Below are 24071 nucleotides of genomic sequence, written 5' to 3'. Positions count from 1 at the left end.
TATTCATTGACCGGCCGCTTCCTTTTATCGGTACTTCGCCCTGGGCCGGGTCTTCTCGATTTATGAAGTCCAATAGATTGGAGCAGAAGAATGTGCCCTTGGATATTGTCGAGGATTGTTTGAAGATAGTAAGTGTGTTCTTTCATTTTGTATCTGATGCGACAGAAACACTACCCACAACGGATGATCTTCCAGACTGCGGTCTAGCTCCTTTGAGGGAATTGTGAGTTTCCATCCAGAGCGTAATGTTCTCTTTCTTCCCAGGTCATGCATAGAAGAGTCTTGAACTTGGGAGAGGCCCGCGCAGGGGGAACAGGCGCGGGCCTTCTGCTATTCAGGAGAATAGCGATCGTCGCTGTTATTGCAGCAAGGGTGCGGGACAGCGGGTCAGGCTTTGACGCCGCACAGCATCTCGCGTTTTCCGGCAAATCCGGGGCGACGTTCGACGGCGAAGCCGGCCGCGGATAAGTTGCGGCGCACGAAGCCGGCAGCGGCGTAGGTACCGAACGTCCCTCCCGGTACCGTCTTCTCGTGGATTGCCTGCATCAGGTCCGGCGACCACATGTCCGGATTGCGGGACGGGGCGAAGCCGTCGAGGAACCAGGCGTCGAAACCCAGTTCGATGGCCATCACGGATTCCAGCGCGGGACCGCAGACGACGGTGAGCCGGGTTTGCCGGTCCGCTTCGATCTCGACCCTTCCGGCGGGTTTATCCGGCCAGACGGCGGTAAGCGCTGTATGCTCCGCATCGATTTCCGGCCAACGGGCCAACGCGCGGTCGATCTCCTCGCTCTTCATCGGGTAGAGTTCGAAGGAAATGAAGTGAAGTTTTCCGGCCGGGAGGCGGGTGAGCTTCCATTGGCGCCAGGTTTCGCAGAAATTCAGACCCGTGCCGAAACCGAGTTCTCCGATCTTGAAGTCTCCGGATGGTGACCCGCAGTCCCGCCAACGATCCGGCAGGCCGTTGCCTGCGAGGAAGGTGTGGCCGCATTCCAGCCGCCCATCGGTGCGACAATAAAAGTGATCGCCAAACTTTTGCGAATAGGGCATATCGCCCTCGTGCCAGTCCAGCGGCTGGTCTTCCCGGGCAACACTGTCGGGGGTCGCAAGCTTTTCGAGGTCATCGTCGCTCATGGGACATGCGGATAATCCTGCCGGGTCCAAGGGTCAATCGGATCTTGGCGGTCGATCTCACGATCTTCCGGCAGCTGTCGATCTCGTCATCCTCGGAGGCGGCGTCATGGGCCTCTGGGCGGCGGTCAAGGCAGAGCGCCTCGGTATCAGGACGCTGCTCGTCGATGCGGGCCGGATGGGGCAGGGGGCGAGCGGCGGACTGCTCGGCGCGCTGATGCCGCATATGCCGGACAAATGGAACGAGAAGAAACAGTTCCAGTTCGACGCGCTGCTGTCGCTCGAAGAGGAGGTCGCCGGCATCGAGCAGGCGACCGGCATGACCTGCGGGTACCGCCGTTGCGGTCGGCTGATCCCCTTGCCGAAACCGCATCTCAGAACGATCGCCTTGCGGCACTCGCAGGATGCCGAAATCTGTTGGCATCAGCATGGCCGCCGTTTCCACTGGCATGTCGTCGATCGCGGCGTTCAGGAGGGTTGGCCGGATGCAACCTTTACCGAAGCCGGTCTTGTTCATGACACTTTCGCGGCGCGCGTTTCGCCGCGCGGTCTTACTGCGGCGCTTGTGGCTTTCCTGCGTGCGGCAAGACACGTCCGGATTATCGAGGGGCTTGTCGCCGATCGGGTCGATCCGGAGAAAAACCGTGTGATTTTCGCAGGCGGCGAAAGTACTGCCTTCGGACATTGCATCGTGGCGGCGGGCCACCAGTCCTTCCCGTTGCTGGGGGAAATCTCTCCGCCGCTGCCACGGCCGCTCGGACAGGCAGTGAAGGGCCAGGCGGCATTGCTCAGGGCCGACGTCGATCCGACACTGCCGATCATCTTCCTCAACGGGCTCTATGTCGTCGCCCACGAGGGCGGGCATGTCGCGGTCGGCAGCACCAGCGAGGACGTGTTCGAAGACGCAGCCTCGACGGACGGTCTGCTCGACGATCTGGTCAGCCGCGCTCGCGATCTCGTGCCGGCCCTGAGGGAAGCGCCGGTGATCGAGCGCTGGGCGGGGCTTCGGCCCAAAGCCATCGACCGCGACCCGATGGTCGGGCCGCATCCGGATCACCGCAAGGTGATTGCTCTTACCGGGGGCTTCAAGGTCAGCTTTGGGCTCGCCCACAAGCTCGCCGAAGTAGCACTCCGTACGGTAAACGGCGAGGAAATGCAGCTTCCGGACTCCTTTGCCCTGGAAAGCCACCTGGCCGCTGCCGCGCGCTAAACGCGAATCCTTCCGTCGCCCTCGTCGTTAATCTGTCACGCAAATCACGTACCTCCATTCGTGGGGTCGATGAGCAATACGTAAAATACCGGGGCGGAAAAGAAGGGACGCACGAGAAGGTGATGCATGCGTTATGCCATATATTTCACGCCTCCGGCTTATGATCCGCTGACGCTGGCCGCCGCCCAATGGCTTGGCCGCAACGCCTTTTCCGGCGAGGCCATGGAGCCGCCGGCGATCCGAGGCATCGGCATCCACGACATCGCCTTCAACACCGCGCTACCGCGCCGCTCCGGTTTCCACGCCACGCTGAAGTCGCCCTTCCGGCTTGCACCCGGCGTTACCGAACAGGCACTGCTGCGGCACCTGATGCGATTTGCGGGCGCGCACGATCCGTTTGATCTGCCGAGACTGGAAGTCGTTCGGCTCGGCAATTTCTTCGGCCTTGCACCGGTGCTGCCCTGCGAGACCATGCGGTTTCTCGCTGCCGCCGTCGTGCAGGAGTTCGACGCCTTTCGCGCTCCGCTTTCCGAAGCGGAGCTGGAGCGCTGCGATCCGGGCGACCTGACAGCTCCGCAATTTGCAAACCTGCACCGCTGGGGCCACCCTTACGTGATGGACGAATTCCGCTTCCACATGACCCTCACGGGGCCGCTTTCCGCGATCGACATGCCGCGCTTCGAGCTGGCGTTGCGCGATCACTTCGAACCCTTCCTCAGGAAGCCGGTCGAGGTCGCCAACCTCGCCCTATTCGTCGAGGAGGAGCAGGGCGCACCTCTCCTCGTCCACTCCCTGCATCCCATGGGTCGGGTGGCGTCACGCAAGATCGCCTGAGACCCTCCGGCGTCACTTTTGTTCAAGAAGCCAAGGCGCAAATCTGCTATATCCGCGTGATGGACAATATCTCGCAGGAGCAGGCAGCCGACCACATGCCGCTCGCGGACGCGGAAACCACCCGCTTCTGGCGGGACAGCCGCTTCGGCGGCATGGAGTGCCTGACCGCCACCTTCCTGACCCACGAATTCGCCCCGCATGCCCATGACACATTCAGCATCGGCGCCATCGAGAGTGGTGGCCAGATCGCCACGATCCGCGGCACAAGGGAAGCGTCCGGACCGGGCGACCTCTATCTCATCAACCCGGGCGAGATCCATGATGGAGCGCCCTACGAGGGCGGCTACCGCTACCGCATGATCTATCCGGACCTCTCGCTGCTGCGCGAAATCCTGGAAGACGTCACCGGGAAGCCTTTTCGGGGCATGCCCGCCTTCGGCAGGCAGATACTTCGCGACCAGTCGCTCGCGGATGCTTTCCATGCGGCGCATCGCACCCTCGAGTTGGGGTCCGGCGCGCTGGAGACGAGCCAGGCAATGTTCCTGGTGCTGGACGCCATGTTCCGGCGGCACGGCAGCTCGATCATCGTGCCGACCGATACAGCTGAAAGATCGGCCGTGCATCGGGCGCGCGACTACCTGGTGGAGAATTTCGCCAGCGATGTCGGACTGGAGGAACTTGCCGAAGTGGCGGGCTTGAGCCGTGCCCATCTCATCCGCGCCTTCCGCAAGGAATTTCACATCACGCCGCATTCCTTCCTCACCGACATTCGCATCCGCGAGGCGCGCAAGCGCTTGAGTCGGGGCGGTCCGCCGGCGGAAATCGCGCTCGAATGCGGCTTTGCCGACCAGGCCCATTTCACCCGCCACTTCAAATCGCGAACCGGACTGACCCCCGGGCAGTATCGCGCCCGCTGAACATCTCTTCCCATCGGCGACGGCCGTTGCGGGTCATAGGTGTCACTTTCCTTCAAGACGATAAATTTTCGCCGGCCTATGACCTCTGCTCCAATCGGAGGTTTTGACGTGAAAGAGAATGCAAGACTTGCGGATTTTCTCGGCGGCATGCGGGCGATCGCGCCGCTGATCGCTGCAGTGATCCCGATCGGCCTCGTCTTCGGGGCGGTGGCGGCGACCAAGGGGCTAACCCCGGCCGAAGCCGGGTTGATGAGCACGCTGGTGTTTGCCGGGGGTTCGCAATTCGTGGCAATGGACATCTGGACCCATCCGGCATCCTGGGCGGGCGTCGGCTTCGCCGCATTGCTGGTCAACATCCGCCATGTGCTGATGAGCGCATCGCTCGGCACCAGGATGCAAGGCTTCGGCCCGCGCGAGCGGTATTTCGCGATGCTTTTCCTGGCCGACGAGATCTGGGCGATGGCCGAGTTCCGGGCGAAGGTCGCCCGGCTGACGCCTGCATGGTTTGCCGGCCTGGTGGCACCCTTCTATCTTGCCTGGGTCGTCTCCGGTATCGGCGGGGCGGGGCTTGGCGCATTCCTCGGCGATCCGGTAGTGCTCGGGCTCGATTTTGCCTTTCCCGCGGTCTTCATCGTGCTGGTCATGGGTTTCTGGAAAGGGTCTGAGACCGGCGCCGTCCTGCTGGCAAGCGGTGCTGCCGCTGTCGCTACCCAGCATTTCGTGCCGGGCGTTTGGTACATTGCCGCCGGAGCGGTCGCGGGTCTGCTTACCGCCGTGGTTTCCGGCAACCGCCGCAGCGTGGAGGTGACGTCATGACCGTCGATCTCACGACCCTGCTCGCCATCATTGCCATGGCGGCGGCGACGGCGCTTACCCGCATCAGCGGCCTCATCCTCATTCGCCATGTCTCGCTCGAGGGCAGCCGCCGCAAGGCGATCGAATCGATTCCGCCGGCGGTGCTGATGGCGGTCGTCGCGCCGACGGCATTCGCGACCGGGCCTGCCGAAACAATCGCCTGCGCGGTGACTGCTTTTGCAGCACTTCGCCTCCCGATGCTCGTTTCGGTGGCACTCGGCGTCGTCTCGGTCGCCTCTCTCAGGGCGTTTGGTATCTGAGCCCGCTTTCGGCCTCGACATTGCGCAAAACGGTGGGCTACCGTCGCGGTAAAGTTCGAGGGTGATTTGATGCAGGCACAAGACTATCCGCGCGATCTCATCGGCTACGGCCGCTCCACTCCCGATCCAAAGTGGCCGGGCGGCGCGCATGTCGCCGTTCAGTTCGTGATCAATTACGAGGAGGGCGGCGAGAGTTCCATCCTCGATGGCGACGCTGCTTCCGAATCGCTGCTCTCGGAGATCGTCGGGGCCGCCCCCTGGCCCGGCCAGCGCAACCTCAACATGGAGTCGATCTATGAATACGGCTCTCGCGCCGGCTTCTGGCGGCTCTGGCGCATGTTCACCGAGCTCAAGGTGCAGGCAACCGTCTATGGCGTGACACTTGCCATGGCCCGCAACCCGGAAGCGGTCGCCGCGATGAAGGAGGCGGGCTGGGAAATCGCCAGCCACGGCTATCGCTGGCTGGAATACAAGGATTTTTCCGAGGAGAAGGAACGCGAGCATATCCTTGAGGCGGTGCGCCTTCACACGGAACTCGTCGGCGAGCGGCCCTATGGCATGTACCAGGGCAAACCGTCGGGCAACACGCTTCGGCTGGTGATGGAGGAGGGCGGTTTCCTCTATTCCTCCGATTCCTACGCCGATGATTTGCCCTATTGGGTGCCGGGTCTCGGTGGTAAGCCGTTCCTGATCATTCCCTATACGCTCGAGACCAACGATATGCGGTTTGCGACGCCGCAGGGGTTCAATGCCGGGGATCAGTTCTTCAATTACCTGAAGGATGCCTTCGACGTGCTCTATCAGGAAGGTAAGGAGGGCAGCCCAAAGATGATGTCCGTCGGTCTTCACTGCCGCCTTGTCGGGCGGCCGGGTCGCGCTGCGGCACTGCGGCGCTTCATCGAATATGTGCTCGGCCACGACAAGGTCTGGCTGCCGCGCCGCATCGAGATCGCCCATCATTGGCACCAGCATCACAAGCCGGCAGGCGCGCCATGACTGCGCGGGGAGATTTCATCGCGAAATTCGGCGGCGTTTTCGAGCATTCGCCGTTTATTGCCGAGCGCGCCTACGATGGCGGCCTCGTCTTCGTACCGCTGTCGGCGAAGGGGGTCCATGCCGCGCTGGTCTCGGTTTTCCGCAAGGCGGGCCGCGAGGAGCGGCTGGGTGTGCTGCGCGCCCACCCCGACCTCGCAGGCAGGCTCGCGATCGCCGGAGAATTGACCGAAGACAGTAAAAGGGAGCAGGCGGGTGCGGGGCTCGACCAACTGAGCGCGGAAGAACATGCGCGCTTCACCGAGCTCAACACGGCTTATACGGAAAAATTCGGCTTTCCCTTCATCATCGCGGTCAAGGGCCTCGGCAAGCAAGACATCCTCGCCGCCTTCGAAAAGCGCATCCACAACAGCGTCGAAGAAGAATTCGAAACCGCCGCCGCACAGGTTGAGCGGATCGCGCTGCTGCGGCTGCTTTCGATGCTGCCGGAGGGGTGATGGATGCGGTTCTTTCCTCTAGACCTTGCCTCGCTTATATTGATGACATCAGGAGTGATGCTCTCATGAGACCGTCGGAAGTGTTGGAGAGGAACAGGGAGATTATTCGAGCGATCGTGGCCCGTCGGCAGGTCTTCAACCCGCGTGTCTATGGGTCAGTGCTTTACGGTAGCGACCGTGTGGACAGCGATCTGGACATCTTGGTGGATCCATCGCCGACGACATCGCTCTTTACGCTCGGCGGCCTCCAGGGTGATTTAGAGGAAGCCCTCGGAATTCCGGTAGACGTAAAGGTGCCTGGGGATTTCCCACCCGACATCCGCGCGCGCGTCGTAGCGGAAGCTGCCGCTATATGAGTTCCGAGCGCCTTCAAACACATCTCGACCGCATGATTTTCGCCGGCGAAAAGGCCGTGAAATATGTGCGAGGTATGGATGGGGATGGCTTCCGCGAAAACGAAATCATACAGGATGCGGTCATTGCCAACATCATGGCAATCGGCGAATGCGCGACAAAGATAATGGAGCAGTCCCCGGATTTCGTTGTAGGACATCCCGAGATTCCCTGGCGGGATATCAAGAACATGCGCAACCGTATTGCGCATCAATATTTTCAGCTCGATATCGAAACGGTCTGGCGGACTGTGGATCAGATGATTCCTCAGCTACTCTCGCAACTCCAGGCCGCCCGCCCCAGTGAATAGAAGCACCTTCCATAACGCTTTTCTCCCGATCTTCCGTCCCCTATATTGTCAGTATCAGGAGTGATGCCGTCATGAGACCGTCGGAAGTCTTGGAGAAGAACAGGGAAGCGATCCGGGAAGCGACAAAGCGCTTTAACGCGGCCAATCCGCGTGTCTTCGGCTCGGTGGCCCGCGGCGAGGACGGACCGGAGAGCGATCTCGACATCCTGGTCGACGCACTTCCGGGGACAACGCTGTTCGATCTGGGCGGGCTTCAGGCTACACTCGAGACGCTTCTGAGGATCAGGGTCGACATTGTTACCTCGGGTGGCCTGAAGCCGTCCATGCGGGAACGGATACTGTCGGAAGCGGCCGCTATATGAGCGCGGATCGCCTGAAGGAATATCTCGACCAAATGCGATCGGCCGCGTCTCGGGCCTGCGAATTTATAGATGGCACGACACAGGAAGCCTTTCTCTCCGACGTTCGCACTCAGATGGCGGTGGCGATGGCGCTGGTTTTGATCGGCGAAAGCGCGGCGCGTATCATGATGCATCATCCGGATTTTCCTGTCGATCATCCCGAAATTCCTTGGTCGAAAATGCGGGGAATGCGCAATTTCGTCGTCCATGATTATTACGAGCTTGAGCTTCCCGTTGTCTGGGAAACCGTGCAGACATCTCTCCCGGCGCTGATTTCCAACCTCGATTCCCTCCGCCACTGGCGTGCTCAAGGCGAATAATAAAAGGCTTTTGAATTGACAGATTTTCTCCAGATCCGACCGCTCACGAAGGAAGCCTTTGCGCCCTTCGGGGACGTGATCGAGGCCGATCCTGCGACCATGAAACTCATCAATGGCGGCACGACGGAGCGCTTCCATGCGCTGGCAGCACCCGAGGCAGCGGGCGAGGGCGCGCGGATCATCCTCAGCATATTCCGTGGTCAGCCGCGGCAATTTCCCTACTCCGTCACGATGATGGAACGGCATCCGTTCGGCAGCCAGAGCTTTTCGCCGCTATCGCAACGGCCGTTCCTCGTCGCGGTCTCACAGGATCGGAACGGCAAACCCGATATTCCCCTGATATTCCTGGCGCGAGGAGACCAAGGGGTGAACTATCGTCGGAACGTCTGGCATCATCCGCTGATGGCGGTCGGCACTGCCAGCGATTTCCTGGTTGCCGACCGTGAAGGTCCAGGCAACAATCTCGAAGAATTCTTCTTCGAAACTCCCTATCTGATTGCGGAGCCTAGCCTATGACAGGCCTCACCACCCATGTGCTCGATACCGCCAGCGGCCGGCCTGCCGAAGGGTTGAAAATCGATCTCTACCGGTTGAGCGGTGAGTCCCGCGAGAAGATCAGATCCGTCGCCACCAACGCAGACGGGCGCGTCGACGGCGGGCCGATCCTGATGGGCGAGAGCTTTCTTGCCGGCGAATACGAACTCGTCTTTCACGCGGGCGATTATCTTCGCGCGCAGGGGACGAAGCTTACCGAACCCGCCTTTCTCGACATTGTCCCGATCCGCTTCGGCATCTCCGACACGGCGGCGCATTATCACGTGCCGCTGCTTCTCTCGCCCTATGGTTATTCCACCTACAGGGGAAGCTGATGCGTTTTGCCGCGATCGCCGACATCCATGGAAACTGCGCGGCGTTGCGGGCCGTCCTGGACGACATCGCCTCGATCGGCATCCGCGACATCGTCAATCTCGGCGATTGCTTTAGCGGGCCTTTGGAAGCGGATCGGACCGGCGATCTCCTCTTGCTTCTCGATATGCACGCGGTGCAGACGGTTCGGGGCAATCACGACCGTTATCTTATGGAAACGCCGACCGAGGTGCTTGCACCCTCCGACGCGCATGCCCATGCGCAGCTTGCCGAGCGGCATTTCGACTGGCTGCGCAAATTGCCGTTCAGCATGGTTTATCGTGACGAGGTTTTTCTCTGCCATGCCACGCCACATGAGGATAATGTTTATTGGCTGGAGCAGGTGTCCAGCGACGGGCATGTCTTTCTAAAGCCGCTCTCCGAGATCGACGCAATTGCGGAGGGCGTCGATCAGACTTTGATCCTGTGCGGCCACAGCCATATTCCCCGCGCGGTACAGCTTTCGGACGGCCGCCTCATCGTCAATCCGGGCAGCGTCGGTTGCCCCGCCTATGACGACGACAGGCCGTTCGTTCACAAGGCGGAGACAGGCCACTGCATGGCGTCATACGTCGTCATCGAAAAGACCGCTTCCGGCTGGGTGCCGCAATTCCGCAATGTGCCATATGACCACATGGCGATGTCACGGCTGGCGGCCGAAAACGGTCGTCTCGATTGGGCCACGGCGCTGGCGACGGGCCGGGTGGGCTAGCCGTCCGGCGCAACGTTGCTTTGATTTCGCACACTGAGCCCGCTTGAAGGAGATCGGAAACCATTCGGCAATCCTTGCCCCCGATACTTCTCCTCGATTCGGAAAGTGGAGATGGTCATGGCTCAATCGCGCGCAAAATCGGCTTCACGGCGTAAAGGCGGCAAGCGCTCGTCGGCGGCTTCCGGCTCTTCGCTCCTGCCGTGGGTGGGCGCTCTGGCGGCCGTGGCCGGCGGCATTGCGCTCTATGATAATTCGGCGGCGGCGCGGAGGTTCATTGCCAGTCTGACGGCTGAAAGGCCGGTTCAGGTTGCGGCGAGACCCAATTCCGCCTCCGACAAGCCGGTTCCGCCTAAACCTGTTGCCGCAACCGCTCATCGTCCCGCGACCTCAAAGCCTGCAACACCGCCGGACCAGAGCCATACGGCGGCGATCATCCCGCCGGCACCGATCGGCAAGCCAATCGCCGAGGAGACGCCGAAGGTCGGGGAACCGTCGAAAGCGGACGAGGGGCCTGCCGGTGCCTATCAGGCGAAATTCTATCTCTGCGGAACGGCCAAGCAGGACGATTGCGTCGTCTCGGCGGATCGCTTCGTTTTCCACGGACAGAAGATCCGCCTTGTCGGCATCGAGGTGCCGGACATCAAGAAACCGGCCTGCGAGGCAGAACGCATCAAGGCAAGCGACGCGGAACTGCGGGTGCGCGCCTTTCTTGATTCTGGTCCCTTCGAGCTGGTCACCTGGCAGGGGAACGATTCCGAGATCGACGGCCACAAGCTGAGACAGGTTACCCGCAACGGCATGTCGCTCTCCGATATCCTCGTGCGCGAAGGCCTTGCCCGCAAGCCGGGTGCCAAGGGCGGCTGGTGCTGAGCCGCCCGGTCGCCGATGCAAATCAGAACGGCATGTTAGCCAGGATATTGCGGTCCACCGTCTGAATGTCCCGCTTGCCGCAAAGCGCCATGGTGATATCCATCTCCTTGCGGATGATTTCCAGTGCTGCGGTCACGCCGGGCTTGCCCATGGCGCCGAGGCCGTAGAGGAAAGGCCGGCCGATATAGGTGCCGCGGGCGCCGAGCGCCACGGCCTTCAAGACGTCCTGGCCGGAGCGGATGCCGCTGTCGAAATGCACTTCGATGCGATCGCCCACCGCATCGACGATCCTCGGCAGCATGCTGATGGAGGAAGGGGCGCCGTCGAGCTGGCGGCCGCCATGGTTCGAAACGATGATCGCATCCGCCCCGGTATCGGCAGCAGCGCGCGCATCCTCCTCGTCGAGGATGCCCTTGATGATCAGTTTGCCGCCCCAGAGGTCCTTGATCCAGCGGACGTCTTCCCAGGAAAGTCGCGGGTCGAACTGCTCGGCGGTCCAGGCGCCGAGCGAGGAAAGGTCGGAGACGTTGCTCGCATGGCCGACGATATTGCCGAAACCGCGGCGCTTGGTGCCCAGCATTTCCAGGCACCAGCGCGGCCGGGTCACGAGCTGCAGAGCTGCGTTGAGCGTCGGCTTCGGCGGAGCGGCAAGGCCGTTGCGCAGGTCCTTGTGGCGCTGGCCGAGAATCTGCAGATCGGCGGTGACGACGAGCGCCGAGCACTTGGCAGCCTTGGCGCGACCGATCAGCCGCTCGATGAAGCCACGATCCTTCATCACATAGAGCTGGAACCAGAAGGGTTTCGTCGTCACCGAAGCGACGTCCTCGATCGAGCAGATGCTCATGGTGGAGAGCGTGAAAGGTACGCCGAACTCTTCTGCGGCCTTCGCCGCCAGCATCTCGCCGTCGGCATGCTGCATGCCAGTCATTCCGGTCGGCGCCAGCGCCACGGGCATCGCCGCCTTCTGTCCGATCATGGTGGTTTCCAGCGAGCGATTGGTCATGTCGACGAGCACGCGCTGGCGCAGCTTGATCTTGGCGAAATCGTCCTCGTTCGCCCGGTAGGTTCCTTCGGTCCAGGCGCCGCTGTCGGCATAGTCGAAGAACATTTTCGGGACACGGCGGCGGGCGAGGGTTTTGAGGTCTGCAATGGTCAGCGGCTTGGACATATTTCGCGGTTTCCTCCGGACAGTGCCGGAGAACTACCACATCCGGAACCGGGCGCCAGAGGAATATCCGTCGCAGCCCGGCTTTTCAGCCGACGATTCTCGCCTTCATCGCCTGTCCCGCCACATAGGTCTCGACGACGGCGCGGTCGTCGCCCATGGTCTGCAGCAGGAACAGTTCTTCCGGCAGCGTCTTGACGGTCTCCATGCGCAGTTTCATCGCAGGCGTCGGCGCAGCATCCAGCACCACCAGGTCGGCGTCGGTGCCGGGTTCCAGCGTGCCGATCCGGTCTGTCAGCGACAGCGCCTCGGCGTTGCCGCGGGTCATCAGGTAGAAGCTTTCGAGCGGGTTAAGCCGCTCGCCCAGAAGCTGCTGGATCTTGTAGGCCTCGTCGAGGGTGCGCAGCATCGAATAGCTCGATCCGCCGCCGATATCGGTCGCGACAGCCACGCGCACCGGCTTTTCCCGCCGCATCAGCGATTTCATCGGAAAGAGACCGGAGCCGAGGAAAAGGTTGGAGGTCGGGCAGTGGACGGCGACCGCGCCTGCTTCGGAGAGCACGTCCGCTTCTCGTTCCGAGAGGTGGATAGCATGGCCGAGCAGGGTCTTCTTTCCCAAAAGCCCGTAGCGGGCATAGATATCCGTATAGTCCTTCGCCTCCGGATAGAGTTCGCAGGTGTAGCGGATTTCCTCGTGGTTCTCGGAAAGATGAGTCTGAATGTGGAGGTCCGGGAACTCCTCCGCCAGCGCCTGGGCCGCCTTCATTTGCCCCGGCGTCGAGGTGATCGCGAAGCGCGGCGTAATGGCGACGTGGTTACGGCCCTTGCCGTGCCAGTCGGCGATCACGGCCCGCGTCTCGTCATAGCCCATTTCCGGCGTGTCGAGCAGGCCCTGCGGCGCGTTGCGGTCCATCATCACCTTGCCGCCGACCATGCACATGCCCCGCTTCAGGGCTTCGGCGAAATAGGCATCGGCGGAGGTCTTGTGGACGGAGCAATAGGCGACGGCCGTCGTCGTGCCTTGGCGGATGAGTTCGTCGTAGAAATGGGTGGCGATCCGCGCCGCGTGGTCGCTTTCGACGAACCGGCATTCCTCCGGGAATGTATAGGTGTTCAGCCATTCCAGAAGATTGGCGGCATAGGAGGCGATCACCTGCATCTGCGGGAAATGCATGTGGGTGTCGATAAACCCCGGCAGGATGAGATGCGGCCGGTGGTCGATTTCCTCAATCCCATCCGCCGCCTTTGCCTTGACCGTCGCGTAATCGCCGACGGCTGCAATTTTGCCGCTCTCGATCAAAAGTGCGCCATCGCTTTCATACGCATAGCTTTCGCTATCGGTCAGGGAAAGCGGCGCCCGCTTGAAGGAGAGCAGCCGTCCGCGGATAAGCATCTGGGTCATTGCGATATCGTGCTTTCGTACCAGGCGGTCAGCAGCTTGCGTTCCTCCGGCGAGATGCCGGTAACATTGCCGGGGGGCATGGCATGGCTCCGGCCGGCCTGGATATAGATTTCCCGTGCATGCGCCGCAATCTCCCGGTCCGTCTCCAGCCTGACGGATTTCGGCGTGAAGGAAATGCCTTCCCAGACCGGTTCAGCCGCGTGGCACATCGAACAGCGTGCGAGGACCACGTCCTTTGCGGCGCCGAAATGCGCGTTGGAGGCAAACTTCTGCTCCATCGGAGTTATTGGCGGCGTCATCGATGTCTCGATCTCGCCGGTCAGTACCTTCGGGACAGTCGAAAGCCAGATGATGACGATGAAGATGAGGACCGTCACCAGCCAGGTCCAGGTCGGCTTACCCTTCCTTGCGTGCGTGGTGTTGAACCAGTGCCTTATTGTGACCCCCATCAGGAAGACGAGCGCGGCGATCAACCAGTTGAAGGCGGTCGCAAACGCCAGCGGATAGTGGTTCGACAGCATGAAGAAGATGACGGGCAGCGTCAGGTAGTTGTTGTGAAGCGAGCGCTGCTTGGCGACGAAGCCGTATTTCGGGTCCGGCGTGCGGCCGGCGATCAGGTCCGCCACGACGATCTTCTGGTTGGGAATGATGATGAAAAAGACATTGGCGGACATGATCGTCGCGGTGAAGGCGCCGAGGTGCAGGAAGGCGGCGCGGCCGGTGAAGACCTGGGTGTAACCCCAGGCCATGGCGATCAGCACCACATAAAGTACTGCCATCAGGCCCCAGGTATTGTTGCCGATCGGCGACTTGCAGAGCTGATCGTAGATGATCCAGCCGATTGCCAGCGAGGCCAGCGAGATGAGGATGGCCTGCCAGGGGGCGAGCTCCATCACCGTCGGATCGATCAGGAAGAGGTCGGCGCCGCCATAATAGACGATGCAGAGCATCAGGAAGCCGGAGAGCCAGGTGAAATAGCTCTCGTATTTGAACCACGTCAGATGCTCGGGCATCTCGGCCGGCGCCACCAGATATTTCTGGACATGGTAGAAGCCGCCGCCGTGCACCTGCCACTCTTCGCCATAGACACCGGCCGGCAGGTGCTGCCGTTTTACCAGACCGAGATCCAGCGCGATGAAATAAAAAGACGAACCGATCCAGGCGATCGCGGTAATGACGTGAAACCAGCGGGCGGCAAAGCTCAGCCACTCCCAGGCAACGGCGTATTCATACATTCAGGGTCCCCTTCGATTCCCTTTATTGCCCCCCGGCCCGCCACTCTGCGAAAAAAACGGGAAGGAGGGAAGCGATTATCTGCGGGAACATTTTTGTTCCTCTCGACGGAACTCACGTCGGTGACTCCGAGTTCTCACCTGCGCGTGATCTTAAGATGACCATTTTCGAATGTATTAATTGTGCATTGCGGAATATCGGAATGGCCGGCTAGGCCGACTCACGTAATGTGACAAATGCAAGTCAACCGGCGAGGTCCGGGTATTGCGTGAAAAGCTCGCCGGAGATGGCATCATCAACGGAGACTAAGCTCATGCGTGGTATTCTGACAGGTGTGATGATTGCGTTTGTATCCTGCGTTGAGGCCGGCACGGCAACCGCCCACGAGGCCCATAGCCCAACCGGCGTCACCTGGAAATATGACGGCTTCTGCTGCAATGGAGACAACCATACCGGCGACTGCCAGATGATCTCGACGAAGAACGTCAAGGTTACGAAAGGCGGCTATGAGATCTCGCTTGGTCCCGGCGACCACAGGCTGATCACCAGGCCGCACCATTTCTCGCTGAAACAGAGCCAGGCGCGGCGCAGCTATGATGAGGAATATCATCTCTGCCTGTATCCGACCGAGGATACGCTTCGCTGTTTCTATGCGCCGGACATGAGTTACTGAGGCCGCCGAAAACGGCCAGACGGTTTTCCCTCCGGAGGTGCGGCGGATAGGAAACCGGCTGCTAACCTTCGGTGCCCGGCATGGTTTTGAGCAGAAAGTCACGAAAGGCGCGGATTTTTCGGGAGTTCCTGCGCGCCTCCGGATAGGCGATCCAATAGTCGCTGCCGTCATGGCCCAGAATGTCGAACGGCTGGATCAGTCGCCCGAGGGCGATATCGGCGGTATAAAATTCCGGATGCAGAATCGCCACGCCCTGACCGGCGATCGCGGCGGATGCCTCGAAGGCCTGCGCGCCGAATCTGCTGACCGGCCGACCGGTGAGATCCACATCCGGCAGGCCGGCTGCGGCAAACCAGACCGGCCACCACGGATCGCCCGGATCGATTATCCTGAGTTTGAGGATATCCTCAGGCGTTTTCACCCCACCGATCGTCGCGGCCAAAGCCGGGCTCAGCATCGGCGTAAAATGATTATGCATCAGAAAATGCGTGCGTAAGCCAGGCCATTCGCCCTTTCCGCTGCGGATCGCTATGTCCGCCTGGGTGCGCGAGAAATCGACCATCTCCTGCGATGTCTCCAGTCTCACGGCAATGCCGGGATTTTCGAGCTGGAACGTGCCGAGATGCCGCGCCAGCCATTGCGCGGCGAAAGTAGCTGTCGAATGGACGATCAGCGTGCTTTCCGCCGCGTTGCTGAGGCTCGCAACGGCGCTTTCCATGATCGCGAAGGCTTCCGTGAGCCTCGGCGCCAGCCGCTCGCCGGCCTCGGTCAACGTGACTTGCCGCGGACGGCGCAGGAAAAGCTGTTCCTTCAGTGTGTCTTCCAGAAGCTTGATCTGATAGCTGACGGCGGTCTGCGTCAGCCCCAGTTCCTCGCCGGCCTTGGTGAAGCTCATCTGCCGCGCGGCGGATTCGAAGACCCGCAAGGCGTTTAACGGGAACTGTTTCGACATCTTCATGGATGAGTTCTCTTGATGCATAGATACGGTTATTCGATTGGATAACCGCCGATCCCGAGCGCACATTACCTCCACAGCGAACCTATGGAAACGGATTTATCCCGTTGGAGGTCAACAATGTTTTCCATAACCCACATGCATTTCGGGCGGCTTCTGCCGCATGTCTCTCTGGCTGAACTGTTCCATCGCTTGCTCCGGAAGCATCAAGACAGCGTCGATATGGAAGAGATGCCGGAAAGCTGGCAGCGGGATATCGGCATGCTGGACGGACGGGACCGGCGAGGTGCGCCGGAAGAAGGCTCATTCAAAGCGGCGCGGACGATCTATACTCAACGAAGCCTGTAGGCGATGCGAAGAGCGTCAGGCCAACGGCGGGGCGAGCTGGCCCGGCGCCAGTGCCAGTTCACGGGCTACGGCCGCCTGGATCCAGGCGGCGAAGGCCTTGACCTTTGCCGCATTCTTGCGCCCAGGCGGATAACAAAGCCAATAGGTCTTGGTATCGCTGAGGGCGAGATCGAAAGGCTGCACGAGGCGACCCGAGGCAAGTTCGGCCTTGAACAGGAAGGGGCTGAGCATGGCAACGCCATGGCCGGCGATTGCGGCATTCGCTTCCAGGTCCAGCGCCCCATATGCATCGAGCTGCATCTGCCTGATGCCGATAGGATCAAGGCCGACGGCCTGGAACCAGTCGTTCCACAGCCCCTTGCCGTTCGAAATCCACGGCGGCTTCATCAGGTCGGCGGGCGTCTCGATGCCGCCGACGCTTTCGGCGAGTTGCGGATTGAGCATGGGCGCATAGGTTAGGCGCAATATCGGATGGCAGATCAAGCCGTCCCAAGGGTTTGCCCCAATGCGGATCGCCACATCGGTCGGTTGCGGATATTGCCCGTCGTGGGCATCGCTGCGCACCAGCCGCACGGCGATATGCGGATGTTCGAGCTGGAATTCGCCGATATGCCGTGCCAGCCAGTGAGAGGCGAAGGTCGGCGGGGAGTGGATTTCCAATGTCTCCTCCGTCGTGCCGCGCGCTTCCTGCATCGCTTCAGACAAAAGGGAAAAAGCCTCGGCTACTTTCGGCAGGAGATTGCGGCCGGTTTCCGTCAGCTGCAGCGCCCGCGGCTTGCGGAGGAATACCGCGTCGCCGAGATAGTCTTCGAGCAGTTTGATCTGGTAGCTGACCGCGGTCTGGGTCATGCCGAGCTCTTCCGCCGCGCGGGTGAAATTTTGAAGGCGCGCGACCACCTCGAAAACCCTAAGTGCATTCAGCGGAAAACGGCGCGACAATTTCATCAGGAGGCTTTCATCGATAAGCTCTCTTTATCGCTGCCCACTGTAATTGAATTGGAAATCCCCGGCAATCCGGGGCATTCATGATCTCGCGCAACCAATATTATTGATCGATGTGGAGCAGACCATGCTGTCCGCAAACGCTAAAGCCGTGTCTCTTGCACCCGGCCCCCTGCAATCCAATGGCTTTGATGGCGCTTGGCGTGCCTTCGGCCGGTTCCTCTCTCGTCTCGTCATGCGCGGTCCGCGGCGAGTGCCCGACTTGCCGGCTGATCTGTGCGGCGATGTCGGATTTGCCGACAGCCTGCCCCTCGATCGCGAAACCGCCTTCTGGGATGCTAGACAGCGTTCAAACGCTCGGGACCTGCCGCTTTGAGGCGGTTTCCTCCAGCGCGGCGTGGGTCTCCAGCAGTTCAGCTGCGACCATCGCTGCGATGACGGCGGGCCGCTTGTCCTTCACCGCATTGCCGCCGATCGGCAGGATGAGATGGGAAAGCATCGCCTCGTTGCCGCCCTCACGCTTCAGCCAATGGGAGAATGTCGCGCGCTTGGTAAGCGAGCCGATCATGCCGACATAGGCGAGGTCGGGACGCGAAAGAGCCTCTTTGGCGATCAGGAAATCCAGCGCGTGATCGTGGGTAAGGATGATCGCTGCACCGCCGGCTGGGATCTTCTTCACCAAGGTTTCCGGCATGGCGGTCAGATGCGTTTCCGTTCCCGCCGGCAGATCCTCGAGGGCTTCGGGCCGCGTCTCGACGACGGTCACGGCGAAGGGCAGGGGTGCCAGCGCGCTGGCGAGCGCCTGACCGACATGACCTGCACCGAAGATGAAGACCGAGGGGCGCTGCTCCAGTTTGCCTCGCATTCGCGCCTCCAGCGCGTCGGCCAGCGCCTGGGACATCGGCGTAAAGGCAAGCCGCGTGCGTCCGCCGCAGCACTGGCCGATTTCCGGGCCAAGCGGGATATCCATCACGCTCTCGCCGCCGCCGCCAAGCATCGCACGGGCATTGTCGATCGCCATGTATTCGAACTGGCCGCCGCCGATCGTGCCCCAGATCGCTTTCTCGGCCACCAGCATGAAGGTGCCGGCCTCACGCGGCGTCGACCCCTTCGCCTGCGCGATCTCGACCAGCACGCAGGCGGGATGAGCGGCGATGAATGAGGCGAGGCGAAAGTCTGTCGTCATGGTCTCACTCTGTGCACCAATCCAAATTCAGTGCAAGGCCTGCGCCTTGAGCTTGCAGGGCGGCTTGATCCCTGTTCAGCGCGGATTTCTCGATCCTGATCCGGAAGCGGTAGGGCCCGGTCGGTAGGTCCCGTCTCTCCCGGAGCAGGGTTGCCCCCAGGGCCTTCGAAAAGAAGAGCTAAATCGGGAACTATCCGTGGTGCCGCCAGTTCGCTCCCCGGACGTTCGTAGCGTCGCTTTACCACTTCCAGTTTACTTTCCAGCACGAGGAATAACCATGTTCAGCTTTGACAAGCGGTTGCAGTATCCGGTGAAGGTTACTGCCCCGGATCCCATTTTCGCGAGGATGTTGCAGCAGGCGATCGGCGGCGTCGAAGGAGAAATCCGGGTCTGTATGCAGTATTTCTTTCAGGCCTGGGGCGCGCGGGGGCCGAATACCAAATATCGCGACATGCTCCTGCACACGGCAACGGAGGAGATCGGTCATATCGAAATGTTAGCGACCGCGGTCGCGCTCAATCTTGATAAGGCACCGGTTGCATTGCAGGAAGCCGGATCTGCGGATGGCGTCGTCGGCGCCGTGATGGGCGGAGAAAATCCGCGCCACGTGATCGAAGGAATGCTGCACCGCCACATCCTCTCCACCGGTCTTGCGGCATTTCCGGCCAATTCCGAAGGCGTGCCCTTCGACATGTCGCATATCTATGCGAGCGGCAATCTGGCAGCCGACATGTATTGCAACGTCGCTGCAGAAGCCACCGGCCGGGTTCTAGCTGTCCGTCTCTACAATGCCGCGCATGATGAAGGCATGAAGGATATGCTGCATTTCATGATTGCGCGTGACACCATGCATCAGCAGCAGTGGCTCGCAGTGATCGAGGAACTGGGCGGGCACGAAAAGGTCCTGCCGATTCCGAACAGTTTCCCGCAGGAAAAGGAAGACCAGCGTCACAACTACGACTTCTTTGCCACGGCAGCCGACGGGTCCGTGCCGCCTCCCGCGCGCTGGAACGACGGCCTCACCATGGATGGAAAGGGCAAGTTCACCGTCTTCCAGAACGAGCCGATGGGTGAGGAGCCCGTGCTTGGTCCCGCAAGACCGGACAGCGGCGCCCAGACCGACCAGATCGGCTAAAGCCGCTCTTTAGCGGGACGCAATAGCTCCAGAGGGCGGGCCGCTCTTGCGGCCCGTCTTATGTTAGAGGGATGATTGACCATCACTCGGTGTTATTTTCTGTTTCGAAGACCGGAGCAAATCGCAGCCGCCCGCGCGGCACGGGTCCATGGAACAGGATCCTCTGCACGTAGCGGCTGTCCACTCCTTCATACGAGAGCAGGCCGTCACTTTCAAAACCCGAGCCGCGATAAACGTCCGGGTTGCCGATCAGGGCGCAGCCCGCCGCGCCGCGCTGCTTCAGCCTCTCCAGCCCTTCGCTTATGAGCGCTTTGCCGATTCCCTGCCGCTGCCGCTCCGGTTGCACCGATATGGGGCCAAGCCCGAACCAGCCGCCGTGGATGCCGTCGATGGTGACAGGCGAAAAGGCAACATGCGCGACGATGGCTCCATCATCCTCCGCAACCAGCGACAGCGTAAGATCGCCGGATTTTCGCAGCCCCCGGATAATGGCTCCCTCTGTTCCCGAGCTATAGGGCATGGCCGCAAACGCCGTCTGGGTCAGCTCATGGATTATGTCTTCGTCGCCGGGGCGTTCGGGGCGGATGTTCAAGGTCATCCCATAGATTTCAGCCGTTCGACCGCCATCAGCACGCGTTCGGGTGTGGCCGGCGCGTCGAGCCGCGGGCAGATCCGGTAGTCGGCGACGCTTGCCACCGCCATGGATATCGCCTCGAACACCGAGATCGCCAACATGAAGGGCGGCTCACCGACAGCCTTGGAACGGCCGATGGTCGGCTCGGCGTTTTCGGACCATTCCGCCAGCTTGACATTGAAGGTCTTCGGCCGATCGGAGGCGAGCGGGATCTTGTAGGTCGACGGCGCATGGGTGCGCAGCCGGCCCCTGGCATCCCACCACAGTTCTTCGGTGGTCAGCCAGCCGAGGCCCTGCACGAAACCGCCCTCGATCTGGCCGATATCGATGGCCGGATTGAGCGACTTGCCGACATCGTGGAGGATGTCGGTGCGCTCCACGAGATATTCTCCCGTCAGCGTGTCGATCGCCACCTCCGAACAGGCGGCGCCATAGGCGAAATAATAGAACGGCCTGCCGCGGCCTGCCTTTCGGTCCCAATGGATCTTCGGCGTCTTGTAAAAGCCTGCGGCCGAAAGCTGGACCCGGTCGTAATAGGCGGCGCGGACGAAGGTGTCGAAGGGCACGATCTCGGTGCCGATCCGCACGCGGTTCGGCAGGAATTCGATCTTGTCGCGCCCGACCTTCCACTGGCGGGTGGCGAAGTCGATCAGCCGCTCCTTGATCTGCCGGCACGCGTCATAGGCCGCCATGCCGTTGAGGTCGGAGCCGGAGGAGGCGGCGGTCGCCGAAGTGTTCGGAACCTTGCCGGTTGTCGTTGCGGTGATCTTCACCCGGTCGATATCGACCTGGAACGCATCGGCCACCACCTGAGCCACCTTGGTATAGAGGCCCTGGCCCATTTCGGTGCCGCCATGGTTCAGGTGGATCGAACCGTCGTTGTAGATGTGCACCAGGGCACCGGCCTGATTATAGGCGGTCATGGTGAAAGAGATCCCGAACTTCACTGGCGTCAGCGCGATGCCCTTGCGGATCACCGGACTGTCGGCGTTGAAGTCGATGATCGCCTGGCGACGCGCCTGATAGTCGGAGGAGGTCTCCAGCTCTTCGACGACCTTGGCGATGATGTTGTCCTCGACCTCCTGGTGATAGGGCGTCACCGTCCGCTCGGAGCCCCGTTTGCCGTAAAAATTCAGCTTGCGGATTTCGAGCGGATCCTTGCCCGTTGCGTAGGCGATCTCCTCGATGATGCGCTCGGCCCCGAGCATGCCCTGCGGTCCGCCGAAACCGCGGAAGGCGGTGTTGGATACCGTATGCGTCTTCAAAGGCTGCGAGGTCAGCCGGACATGCGGGTAATAGTAGCTGGAATCGGCGTGGAAGAGGGCGCGGTCGGTGACCGGGCCGGAAAGGTCGGCGGAAAAGCCGCAGCGTGCCGCATAGGTCGCTTCGACCGCATGGATGCGGCCCTCTTCGTCGAAGGCGACGTCGTAATCCACCCGGAAATCGTGCCGTTTGCCCGTGACCGCCATGTCCTCGTCGCGGTCCGGGCGGAATTTTACCGCCCGCTTCAGCTTCTTGGCCGCCACCGAAGCGAGGCAGGCGAAGTGATTGCCCTGGGTTTCCTTGCCGCCGAAGCCGCCTCCCATGCGGCGGGTCATGACCGTCACCGCGTTGTTGGCGATGCCGAGCACATGCGCCACCATGTGCTGCACCTCGCTCGGATGCTGGGTGGAGGACCAGACGGTGATGTCCTCGTCCTCGCCGGGTATGGCGAGGGCAATATGGCTCTCCAGATAAAAATGCTCCTGGCCGCCGATATACATATGAGCCTGCACGCGAAGGGGAGAATTCGCGATCTCGGTTTCCGGTTCGCCGCGCTTCAGCACCATCGGTTCGACGACGAGCGGTGCACCGTTTTCGCGTGCGCCGTCGATGTCGGTCCAGTGCGGCAGGTCGCGGTATTCGATCCTGGCAAGCGTTGCCGCGCGCCGCGCCTGGTCGCGGGTTTCGGCAATCACGGCAAAGACCGGTTGGCCATGGAACTCTACCTTGGTGGTTGCCAGCAGCGGTTCGTCATGCTGGCCGGTCGAGGCGACGTCGTTGAAGCCCGGTATGTCGGCGGCCGTCATCACCCAGACGACGCCGGGTGCGGCCTTGACTGCGGAAAGATCGATCGAGACGATTTCCGCATGCGCCCGATCCGATAGCCCGAGACCTCCATGCAGAGTGCCCGCGGGTTCGGGAATATCATCGATATATTCGGCACTTCCGGTAACATGCTTATGCGCTGAATCATGTTTCAGCGCACTGTGCATGGGTCCCTTGATGATCGGTTTGGTTTCGAAGGTCGACTTGTCCATTCTCACGCCTCCTCCAGTTCGAAACGGCGGAGTTCGGTCGGCGCGCCGGCGGTTTCCAGGAAGAAGCGGGTCAAAAGGTTCTTGGCGGCGAGGCTGCGGTATTCCGCCGTCGCCCGCCAATCGGTCAGCGGCTGGTAGTCTTCGTCGAACGCATTGCGGGCGGCCGAAACGGTCTCCCAGTTCCAGTCTTTTCCCAACAGCGCTTCCTCCACATGCCTGGCCCGTTTCGGGGTGGCGGCCATGCCGCCGAAGGCGATGCGGATTTGGGCGACCTTGCCCTCGGCGTCGAGGCTCAGGTTGAAGGCGCCGCAAAGCGCGGAAATATCCTCGTCGCGCCGTTTGGAAATCTTGTAGACGGCGAAATGGCTGCCTTCGGCCGGACGCGGCACGCAAACCTTCTCGACAAATTCGCCCTGCAGCCGGTCCTGCTTTCCGTAGGCGAGGAAATAGTCCTCAAGCGCTATGGTGCGTCGGCCGGCATGGGTCCGGAGCGTCAGCTCGGCGCCGAGCGCAATCAGCGGCGGGGGCGTATCGCCGATCGGCGAGCCGTTGGCGATATTGCCTCCGATCGTGCCCATATTGCGGACCTGCTGCCCGCCGATCCGGTCGATCAGCCGGCCGAGCGGGGGGATTTCGTCGGCCAGGACATCGAAGGCCTGGGCATAGCTGACGCCGGCGCCGATGGTGATGGTCGTCTCATCGGCGGCAATGGACTGCAGCTCGGTCAGGTGATTGATGAAGATCACCGGATTGAGAAGCCGCATCTGCTTGGTGACCCAGAGGCCGACATCGGTGGCGCCGGCGACGATGGTCGCGTCCGGCTCTTCCGCCAGGATATCGGAGAAGGTCGCGACCGAGGCCGGTATGATGGAACGGGCGCCATCCTTTTCAACGACAATCGTGTCGGCTTCGGAATGGATCGACCAGAGCTTTGCCATGATCTGGATGTGGTCGCGCTCCAGCGGATCGAAGAGCGAGCTTGGCCGGTTCTGCGAAACCTGCTCGGCTGCCTTCACGATCGGCTCATAGCCGGTGCAGCGACAGAGATTGCCCTGCAGCGCGCTTTCGATATCGGCGCGGGTCGGCGCCTGGTTGGAAAGCCAGAGGCCGTAGAGCGACATCACGAAGCCCGGGGTGCAGAAACCGCATTGCGAACCGTCGCAGTCGACAAGGGCCTGCTGAACCGGATGCAGCGCGCCATCCCGGCCGGCCAGGTGCTCGACCGTCACCACATGGGTCCCGTGCAAAGAGCCCAGGAAGCGGATGCAGGCATTGACGCTTTCGTAGCGCAAGCCCTGTTCCGTCAGCCGCCCGACGAGCACCGTGCAGGCGCCGCAATCGCCCTCGGCGCATCCTTCCTTGGTTCCTGTCAGCCGCCGCCTCAGGCGCAGATAATCGAGTAAGGTCTCCGTCGGTCCGAAATCTCCAAGGGTGACCTCTTCTCCGTTCAGGATGAAGCGGATGGCTTCGCTCATTTCTCTCCTTCGTC

General features: G+C 61.5%; 28 protein-coding genes. 18 read left to right on the top strand and 10 right to left on the bottom strand.

The features are described 5' to 3' along the window. Nucleotides 1-387: 387 nt before the first annotated feature. Nucleotides 388-1134, bottom strand: coding sequence for a tRNA (5-methylaminomethyl-2-thiouridine)(34)-methyltransferase MnmD (mnmD, locus tag EDE05_RS06245; RefSeq protein WP_165924111.1), 747 nt, complete (start codon nucleotides 1132-1134; stop codon nucleotides 388-390). Between mnmD and EDE05_RS06240 the strand changes: the two genes are divergently transcribed. The 15 genes from EDE05_RS06240 (at nucleotide 1133) to EDE05_RS06170 (ending at nucleotide 10609) form a co-directional block, all read left to right on the top strand. Further along, nucleotides 1133-2341 (top strand): FAD-binding oxidoreductase, encoded by a 1209-nt coding sequence (locus EDE05_RS06240; RefSeq protein ID WP_132409219.1) that lies wholly within the window; start codon nucleotides 1133-1135, stop codon nucleotides 2339-2341. The two genes, mnmD and EDE05_RS06240, sit on opposite strands and share 2 nt — an antisense overlap. A 126-nt stretch (nucleotides 2342-2467) precedes the next feature. Beyond that, nucleotides 2468-3175, top strand: a complete 708-nt coding sequence (locus tag EDE05_RS06235) for a DUF1045 domain-containing protein (protein WP_132409217.1) — start codon at nucleotides 2468-2470, stop codon at nucleotides 3173-3175. 59 nt (nucleotides 3176-3234) lie between these two features. Further along, the gene (locus EDE05_RS06230) at nucleotides 3235-4092 is read left to right on the top strand and encodes an AraC family transcriptional regulator (protein WP_132409339.1); all 858 of its coding nucleotides are present in this window, start codon (nucleotides 3235-3237) and stop codon (nucleotides 4090-4092) included. A 78-nt stretch (nucleotides 4093-4170) separates the two neighbouring features. Beyond that, entirely contained in the window at nucleotides 4171-4908 is a 738-nt protein-coding gene (locus EDE05_RS06225) for an AzlC family ABC transporter permease (RefSeq protein WP_132409215.1), read from the top strand. Further along, the gene (locus EDE05_RS06220; protein ID WP_132409213.1) at nucleotides 4905-5207 is read left to right on the top strand and encodes an AzlD domain-containing protein; all 303 of its coding nucleotides are present in this window, start codon (nucleotides 4905-4907) and stop codon (nucleotides 5205-5207) included. Before EDE05_RS06225 ends, EDE05_RS06220 begins: the two co-directional genes overlap by 4 nt. A gap of 69 nt (nucleotides 5208-5276) precedes the next feature. Then, on the top strand, nucleotides 5277-6203 hold the full coding sequence (gene puuE / locus EDE05_RS06215; RefSeq protein ID WP_132409211.1) for an allantoinase PuuE: 927 nt from the start codon (nucleotides 5277-5279) through the stop codon (nucleotides 6201-6203). Then, nucleotides 6200-6697, top strand: a complete 498-nt coding sequence (gene uraD, locus EDE05_RS06210) for a 2-oxo-4-hydroxy-4-carboxy-5-ureidoimidazoline decarboxylase (protein WP_132409209.1) — start codon at nucleotides 6200-6202, stop codon at nucleotides 6695-6697. The genes puuE and uraD overlap by 4 nt, the downstream gene beginning before the upstream one ends. A gap of 65 nt (nucleotides 6698-6762) precedes the next feature. Then, complete coding sequence (locus EDE05_RS06205) at nucleotides 6763-7053, top strand: nucleotidyltransferase domain-containing protein (RefSeq protein ID WP_105374052.1); 291 nt, start codon at nucleotides 6763-6765, stop codon at nucleotides 7051-7053. Further along, complete coding sequence (locus EDE05_RS06200; RefSeq protein WP_132409207.1) at nucleotides 7050-7400, top strand: HepT-like ribonuclease domain-containing protein; 351 nt, start codon at nucleotides 7050-7052, stop codon at nucleotides 7398-7400. The genes EDE05_RS06205 and EDE05_RS06200 overlap by 4 nt, the downstream gene beginning before the upstream one ends. Before the next feature lie 71 nt (nucleotides 7401-7471). Then, nucleotides 7472-7762, top strand: a complete 291-nt coding sequence (locus tag EDE05_RS06195; RefSeq protein ID WP_132409205.1) for a nucleotidyltransferase family protein — start codon at nucleotides 7472-7474, stop codon at nucleotides 7760-7762. Beyond that, the gene (locus EDE05_RS06190; RefSeq protein ID WP_105373992.1) at nucleotides 7759-8121 is read left to right on the top strand and encodes a DUF86 domain-containing protein; all 363 of its coding nucleotides are present in this window, start codon (nucleotides 7759-7761) and stop codon (nucleotides 8119-8121) included. The genes EDE05_RS06195 and EDE05_RS06190 overlap by 4 nt, the downstream gene beginning before the upstream one ends. Nucleotides 8122-8136: 15 nt before the next feature. Beyond that, nucleotides 8137-8637 carry an ureidoglycolate lyase gene (locus EDE05_RS06185; RefSeq protein ID WP_132409203.1) on the top strand — a complete coding sequence of 167 codons (501 nt, stop codon included), beginning with the start codon at nucleotides 8137-8139 and terminating at the stop codon, nucleotides 8635-8637. Continuing rightward, complete coding sequence (gene uraH / locus EDE05_RS06180) at nucleotides 8634-8990, top strand: hydroxyisourate hydrolase (RefSeq protein WP_132409201.1); 357 nt, start codon at nucleotides 8634-8636, stop codon at nucleotides 8988-8990. The genes EDE05_RS06185 and uraH overlap by 4 nt, the downstream gene beginning before the upstream one ends. Continuing rightward, nucleotides 8990-9739, top strand: coding sequence for a metallophosphoesterase family protein (locus EDE05_RS06175; protein ID WP_132409199.1), 750 nt, complete (start codon nucleotides 8990-8992; stop codon nucleotides 9737-9739). Before uraH ends, EDE05_RS06175 begins: the two co-directional genes overlap by 1 nt. Before the next feature lie 117 nt (nucleotides 9740-9856). Next, nucleotides 9857-10609: a hypothetical protein gene (locus EDE05_RS06170; RefSeq protein WP_132409197.1), complete on the top strand. Its 753-nt coding sequence runs from the start codon at nucleotides 9857-9859 to the stop codon at nucleotides 10607-10609. A 22-nt stretch (nucleotides 10610-10631) separates the two neighbouring features. On the opposite strand, the gene EDE05_RS06165 is transcribed toward EDE05_RS06170, so the two are convergent. From EDE05_RS06165 to puuD, 3 genes are all read right to left on the bottom strand, one after another. Further along, entirely contained in the window at nucleotides 10632-11777 is a 1146-nt protein-coding gene (locus tag EDE05_RS06165) for an alpha-hydroxy acid oxidase (RefSeq protein ID WP_105373997.1), read from the bottom strand. An 85-nt stretch (nucleotides 11778-11862) separates the two neighbouring features. Next, nucleotides 11863-13176, bottom strand: coding sequence for a guanine deaminase (gene guaD, locus EDE05_RS06160; protein ID WP_132409195.1), 1314 nt, complete (start codon nucleotides 13174-13176; stop codon nucleotides 11863-11865). Then, the gene (gene puuD / locus EDE05_RS06155) at nucleotides 13173-14411 is read right to left on the bottom strand and encodes a urate hydroxylase PuuD (RefSeq protein WP_132409193.1); all 1239 of its coding nucleotides are present in this window, start codon (nucleotides 14409-14411) and stop codon (nucleotides 13173-13175) included. The genes guaD and puuD overlap by 4 nt, the downstream gene beginning before the upstream one ends. 311 nt (nucleotides 14412-14722) lie before the next feature. On the opposite strand from puuD, the gene EDE05_RS06150 reads away from it, so the two are divergent. Continuing rightward, entirely contained in the window at nucleotides 14723-15082 is a 360-nt protein-coding gene (locus tag EDE05_RS06150; protein ID WP_132409191.1) for a hypothetical protein, read from the top strand. Between the two features lie 61 nt (nucleotides 15083-15143). Here EDE05_RS06150 and EDE05_RS06145 read toward each other — a convergent pair whose 3' ends face one another. Next, nucleotides 15144-16061: a LysR substrate-binding domain-containing protein gene (locus tag EDE05_RS06145; RefSeq protein WP_112800442.1), complete on the bottom strand. Its 918-nt coding sequence runs from the start codon at nucleotides 16059-16061 to the stop codon at nucleotides 15144-15146. 96 nt (nucleotides 16062-16157) lie between these two features. Here EDE05_RS06145 and EDE05_RS06140 point away from each other — a divergent pair, with 96 nt between their 5' ends. Then, the gene (locus EDE05_RS06140; protein WP_112800441.1) at nucleotides 16158-16385 is read left to right on the top strand and encodes a hypothetical protein; all 228 of its coding nucleotides are present in this window, start codon (nucleotides 16158-16160) and stop codon (nucleotides 16383-16385) included. Between the two features lie 15 nt (nucleotides 16386-16400). Here the strand turns inward: EDE05_RS06140 and EDE05_RS06135 are convergent, their stop codons facing one another. Both EDE05_RS06135 and xdhC read right to left on the bottom strand, forming a co-directional pair. After that, nucleotides 16401-17330, bottom strand: coding sequence for a LysR substrate-binding domain-containing protein (locus tag EDE05_RS06135; RefSeq protein ID WP_112800440.1), 930 nt, complete (start codon nucleotides 17328-17330; stop codon nucleotides 16401-16403). Nucleotides 17331-17676: 346 nt separating this feature from the next. After that, the gene (xdhC, locus tag EDE05_RS06130) at nucleotides 17677-18513 is read right to left on the bottom strand and encodes a xanthine dehydrogenase accessory protein XdhC (RefSeq protein ID WP_132409189.1); all 837 of its coding nucleotides are present in this window, start codon (nucleotides 18511-18513) and stop codon (nucleotides 17677-17679) included. Nucleotides 18514-18790: 277 nt separating this feature from the next. Here xdhC and EDE05_RS06125 point away from each other — a divergent pair, with 277 nt between their 5' ends. After that, entirely contained in the window at nucleotides 18791-19648 is an 858-nt protein-coding gene (locus EDE05_RS06125; RefSeq protein WP_132409187.1) for a manganese catalase family protein, read from the top strand. Nucleotides 19649-19730: 82 nt separating this feature from the next. Here the strand turns inward: EDE05_RS06125 and EDE05_RS06120 are convergent, their stop codons facing one another. Genes EDE05_RS06120 through xdhA form a run of 3 tightly spaced genes read right to left on the bottom strand, consistent with a single transcriptional unit; the run spans nucleotide 19731 to nucleotide 24057 of the window. After that, on the bottom strand, nucleotides 19731-20240 hold the full coding sequence (locus EDE05_RS06120; RefSeq protein ID WP_132409337.1) for an N-acetyltransferase: 510 nt from the start codon (nucleotides 20238-20240) through the stop codon (nucleotides 19731-19733). A gap of 2 nt (nucleotides 20241-20242) precedes the next feature. Next, the gene (gene xdhB / locus EDE05_RS06115) at nucleotides 20243-22582 is read right to left on the bottom strand and encodes a xanthine dehydrogenase molybdopterin binding subunit (protein ID WP_132409185.1); all 2340 of its coding nucleotides are present in this window, start codon (nucleotides 22580-22582) and stop codon (nucleotides 20243-20245) included. A 2-nt stretch (nucleotides 22583-22584) separates the two neighbouring features. Continuing rightward, entirely contained in the window at nucleotides 22585-24057 is a 1473-nt protein-coding gene (xdhA, locus tag EDE05_RS06110; RefSeq protein WP_132409183.1) for a xanthine dehydrogenase small subunit, read from the bottom strand. Nucleotides 24058-24071 lie beyond the last annotated feature (14 nt).

It is taken from the genome of Neorhizobium sp. R1-B, assembly GCF_004368875.1.
GTDB classification, from domain to species: Bacteria; Pseudomonadota; Alphaproteobacteria; order Rhizobiales; family Rhizobiaceae; genus Neorhizobium; species Neorhizobium huautlense.
The sequence above is the reverse complement of the archived record's forward strand: the minus strand, read 5'-3'. Positions and strand labels throughout refer to the sequence as shown.

Coding starts and splice junctions, on each gene's coding strand:
- EDE05_RS06220 (WP_132409213.1), top strand. CDS start 4,905: ATGACCGTCGATCTCACGACCCTGCTCGCCATCATTGCCATGGCGGCG.
- xdhA (WP_132409183.1), bottom strand. CDS start 24,057: ATGAGCGAAGCCATCCGCTTCATCCTGAACGGAGAAGAGGTCACCCTT.
- EDE05_RS06240 (WP_132409219.1), top strand. CDS start 1,133: ATGGGACATGCGGATAATCCTGCCGGGTCCAAGGGTCAATCGGATCTT.
- EDE05_RS06235 (WP_132409217.1), top strand. CDS start 2,468: ATGCGTTATGCCATATATTTCACGCCTCCGGCTTATGATCCGCTGACG.
- EDE05_RS06125 (WP_132409187.1), top strand. CDS start 18,791: ATGTTCAGCTTTGACAAGCGGTTGCAGTATCCGGTGAAGGTTACTGCC.
- EDE05_RS06140 (WP_112800441.1), top strand. CDS start 16,158: ATGTTTTCCATAACCCACATGCATTTCGGGCGGCTTCTGCCGCATGTC.
- puuE (WP_132409211.1), top strand. CDS start 5,277: ATGCAGGCACAAGACTATCCGCGCGATCTCATCGGCTACGGCCGCTCC.
- EDE05_RS06225 (WP_132409215.1), top strand. CDS start 4,171: ATGACCTCTGCTCCAATCGGAGGTTTTGACGTGAAAGAGAATGCAAGA.
- guaD (WP_132409195.1), bottom strand. CDS start 13,176: ATGACCCAGATGCTTATCCGCGGACGGCTGCTCTCCTTCAAGCGGGCG.
- uraD (WP_132409209.1), top strand. CDS start 6,200: ATGACTGCGCGGGGAGATTTCATCGCGAAATTCGGCGGCGTTTTCGAG.
- EDE05_RS06175 (WP_132409199.1), top strand. CDS start 8,990: ATGCGTTTTGCCGCGATCGCCGACATCCATGGAAACTGCGCGGCGTTG.
- puuD (WP_132409193.1), bottom strand. CDS start 14,411: ATGTATGAATACGCCGTTGCCTGGGAGTGGCTGAGCTTTGCCGCCCGC.
- EDE05_RS06195 (WP_132409205.1), top strand. CDS start 7,472: ATGAGACCGTCGGAAGTCTTGGAGAAGAACAGGGAAGCGATCCGGGAA.
- xdhC (WP_132409189.1), bottom strand. CDS start 18,513: ATGACGACAGACTTTCGCCTCGCCTCATTCATCGCCGCTCATCCCGCC.
- EDE05_RS06205 (WP_105374052.1), top strand. CDS start 6,763: ATGAGACCGTCGGAAGTGTTGGAGAGGAACAGGGAGATTATTCGAGCG.
- EDE05_RS06150 (WP_132409191.1), top strand. CDS start 14,723: ATGCGTGGTATTCTGACAGGTGTGATGATTGCGTTTGTATCCTGCGTT.
- EDE05_RS06135 (WP_112800440.1), bottom strand. CDS start 17,330: ATGAAATTGTCGCGCCGTTTTCCGCTGAATGCACTTAGGGTTTTCGAG.
- EDE05_RS06165 (WP_105373997.1), bottom strand. CDS start 11,777: ATGTCCAAGCCGCTGACCATTGCAGACCTCAAAACCCTCGCCCGCCGC.
- xdhB (WP_132409185.1), bottom strand. CDS start 22,582: ATGGACAAGTCGACCTTCGAAACCAAACCGATCATCAAGGGACCCATG.
- EDE05_RS06170 (WP_132409197.1), top strand. CDS start 9,857: ATGGCTCAATCGCGCGCAAAATCGGCTTCACGGCGTAAAGGCGGCAAG.
- uraH (WP_132409201.1), top strand. CDS start 8,634: ATGACAGGCCTCACCACCCATGTGCTCGATACCGCCAGCGGCCGGCCT.
- mnmD (WP_165924111.1), bottom strand. CDS start 1,134: ATGAGCGACGATGACCTCGAAAAGCTTGCGACCCCCGACAGTGTTGCC.
- EDE05_RS06200 (WP_132409207.1), top strand. CDS start 7,050: ATGAGTTCCGAGCGCCTTCAAACACATCTCGACCGCATGATTTTCGCC.
- EDE05_RS06145 (WP_112800442.1), bottom strand. CDS start 16,061: ATGCATCAAGAGAACTCATCCATGAAGATGTCGAAACAGTTCCCGTTA.
- EDE05_RS06230 (WP_132409339.1), top strand. CDS start 3,235: ATGGACAATATCTCGCAGGAGCAGGCAGCCGACCACATGCCGCTCGCG.
- EDE05_RS06190 (WP_105373992.1), top strand. CDS start 7,759: ATGAGCGCGGATCGCCTGAAGGAATATCTCGACCAAATGCGATCGGCC.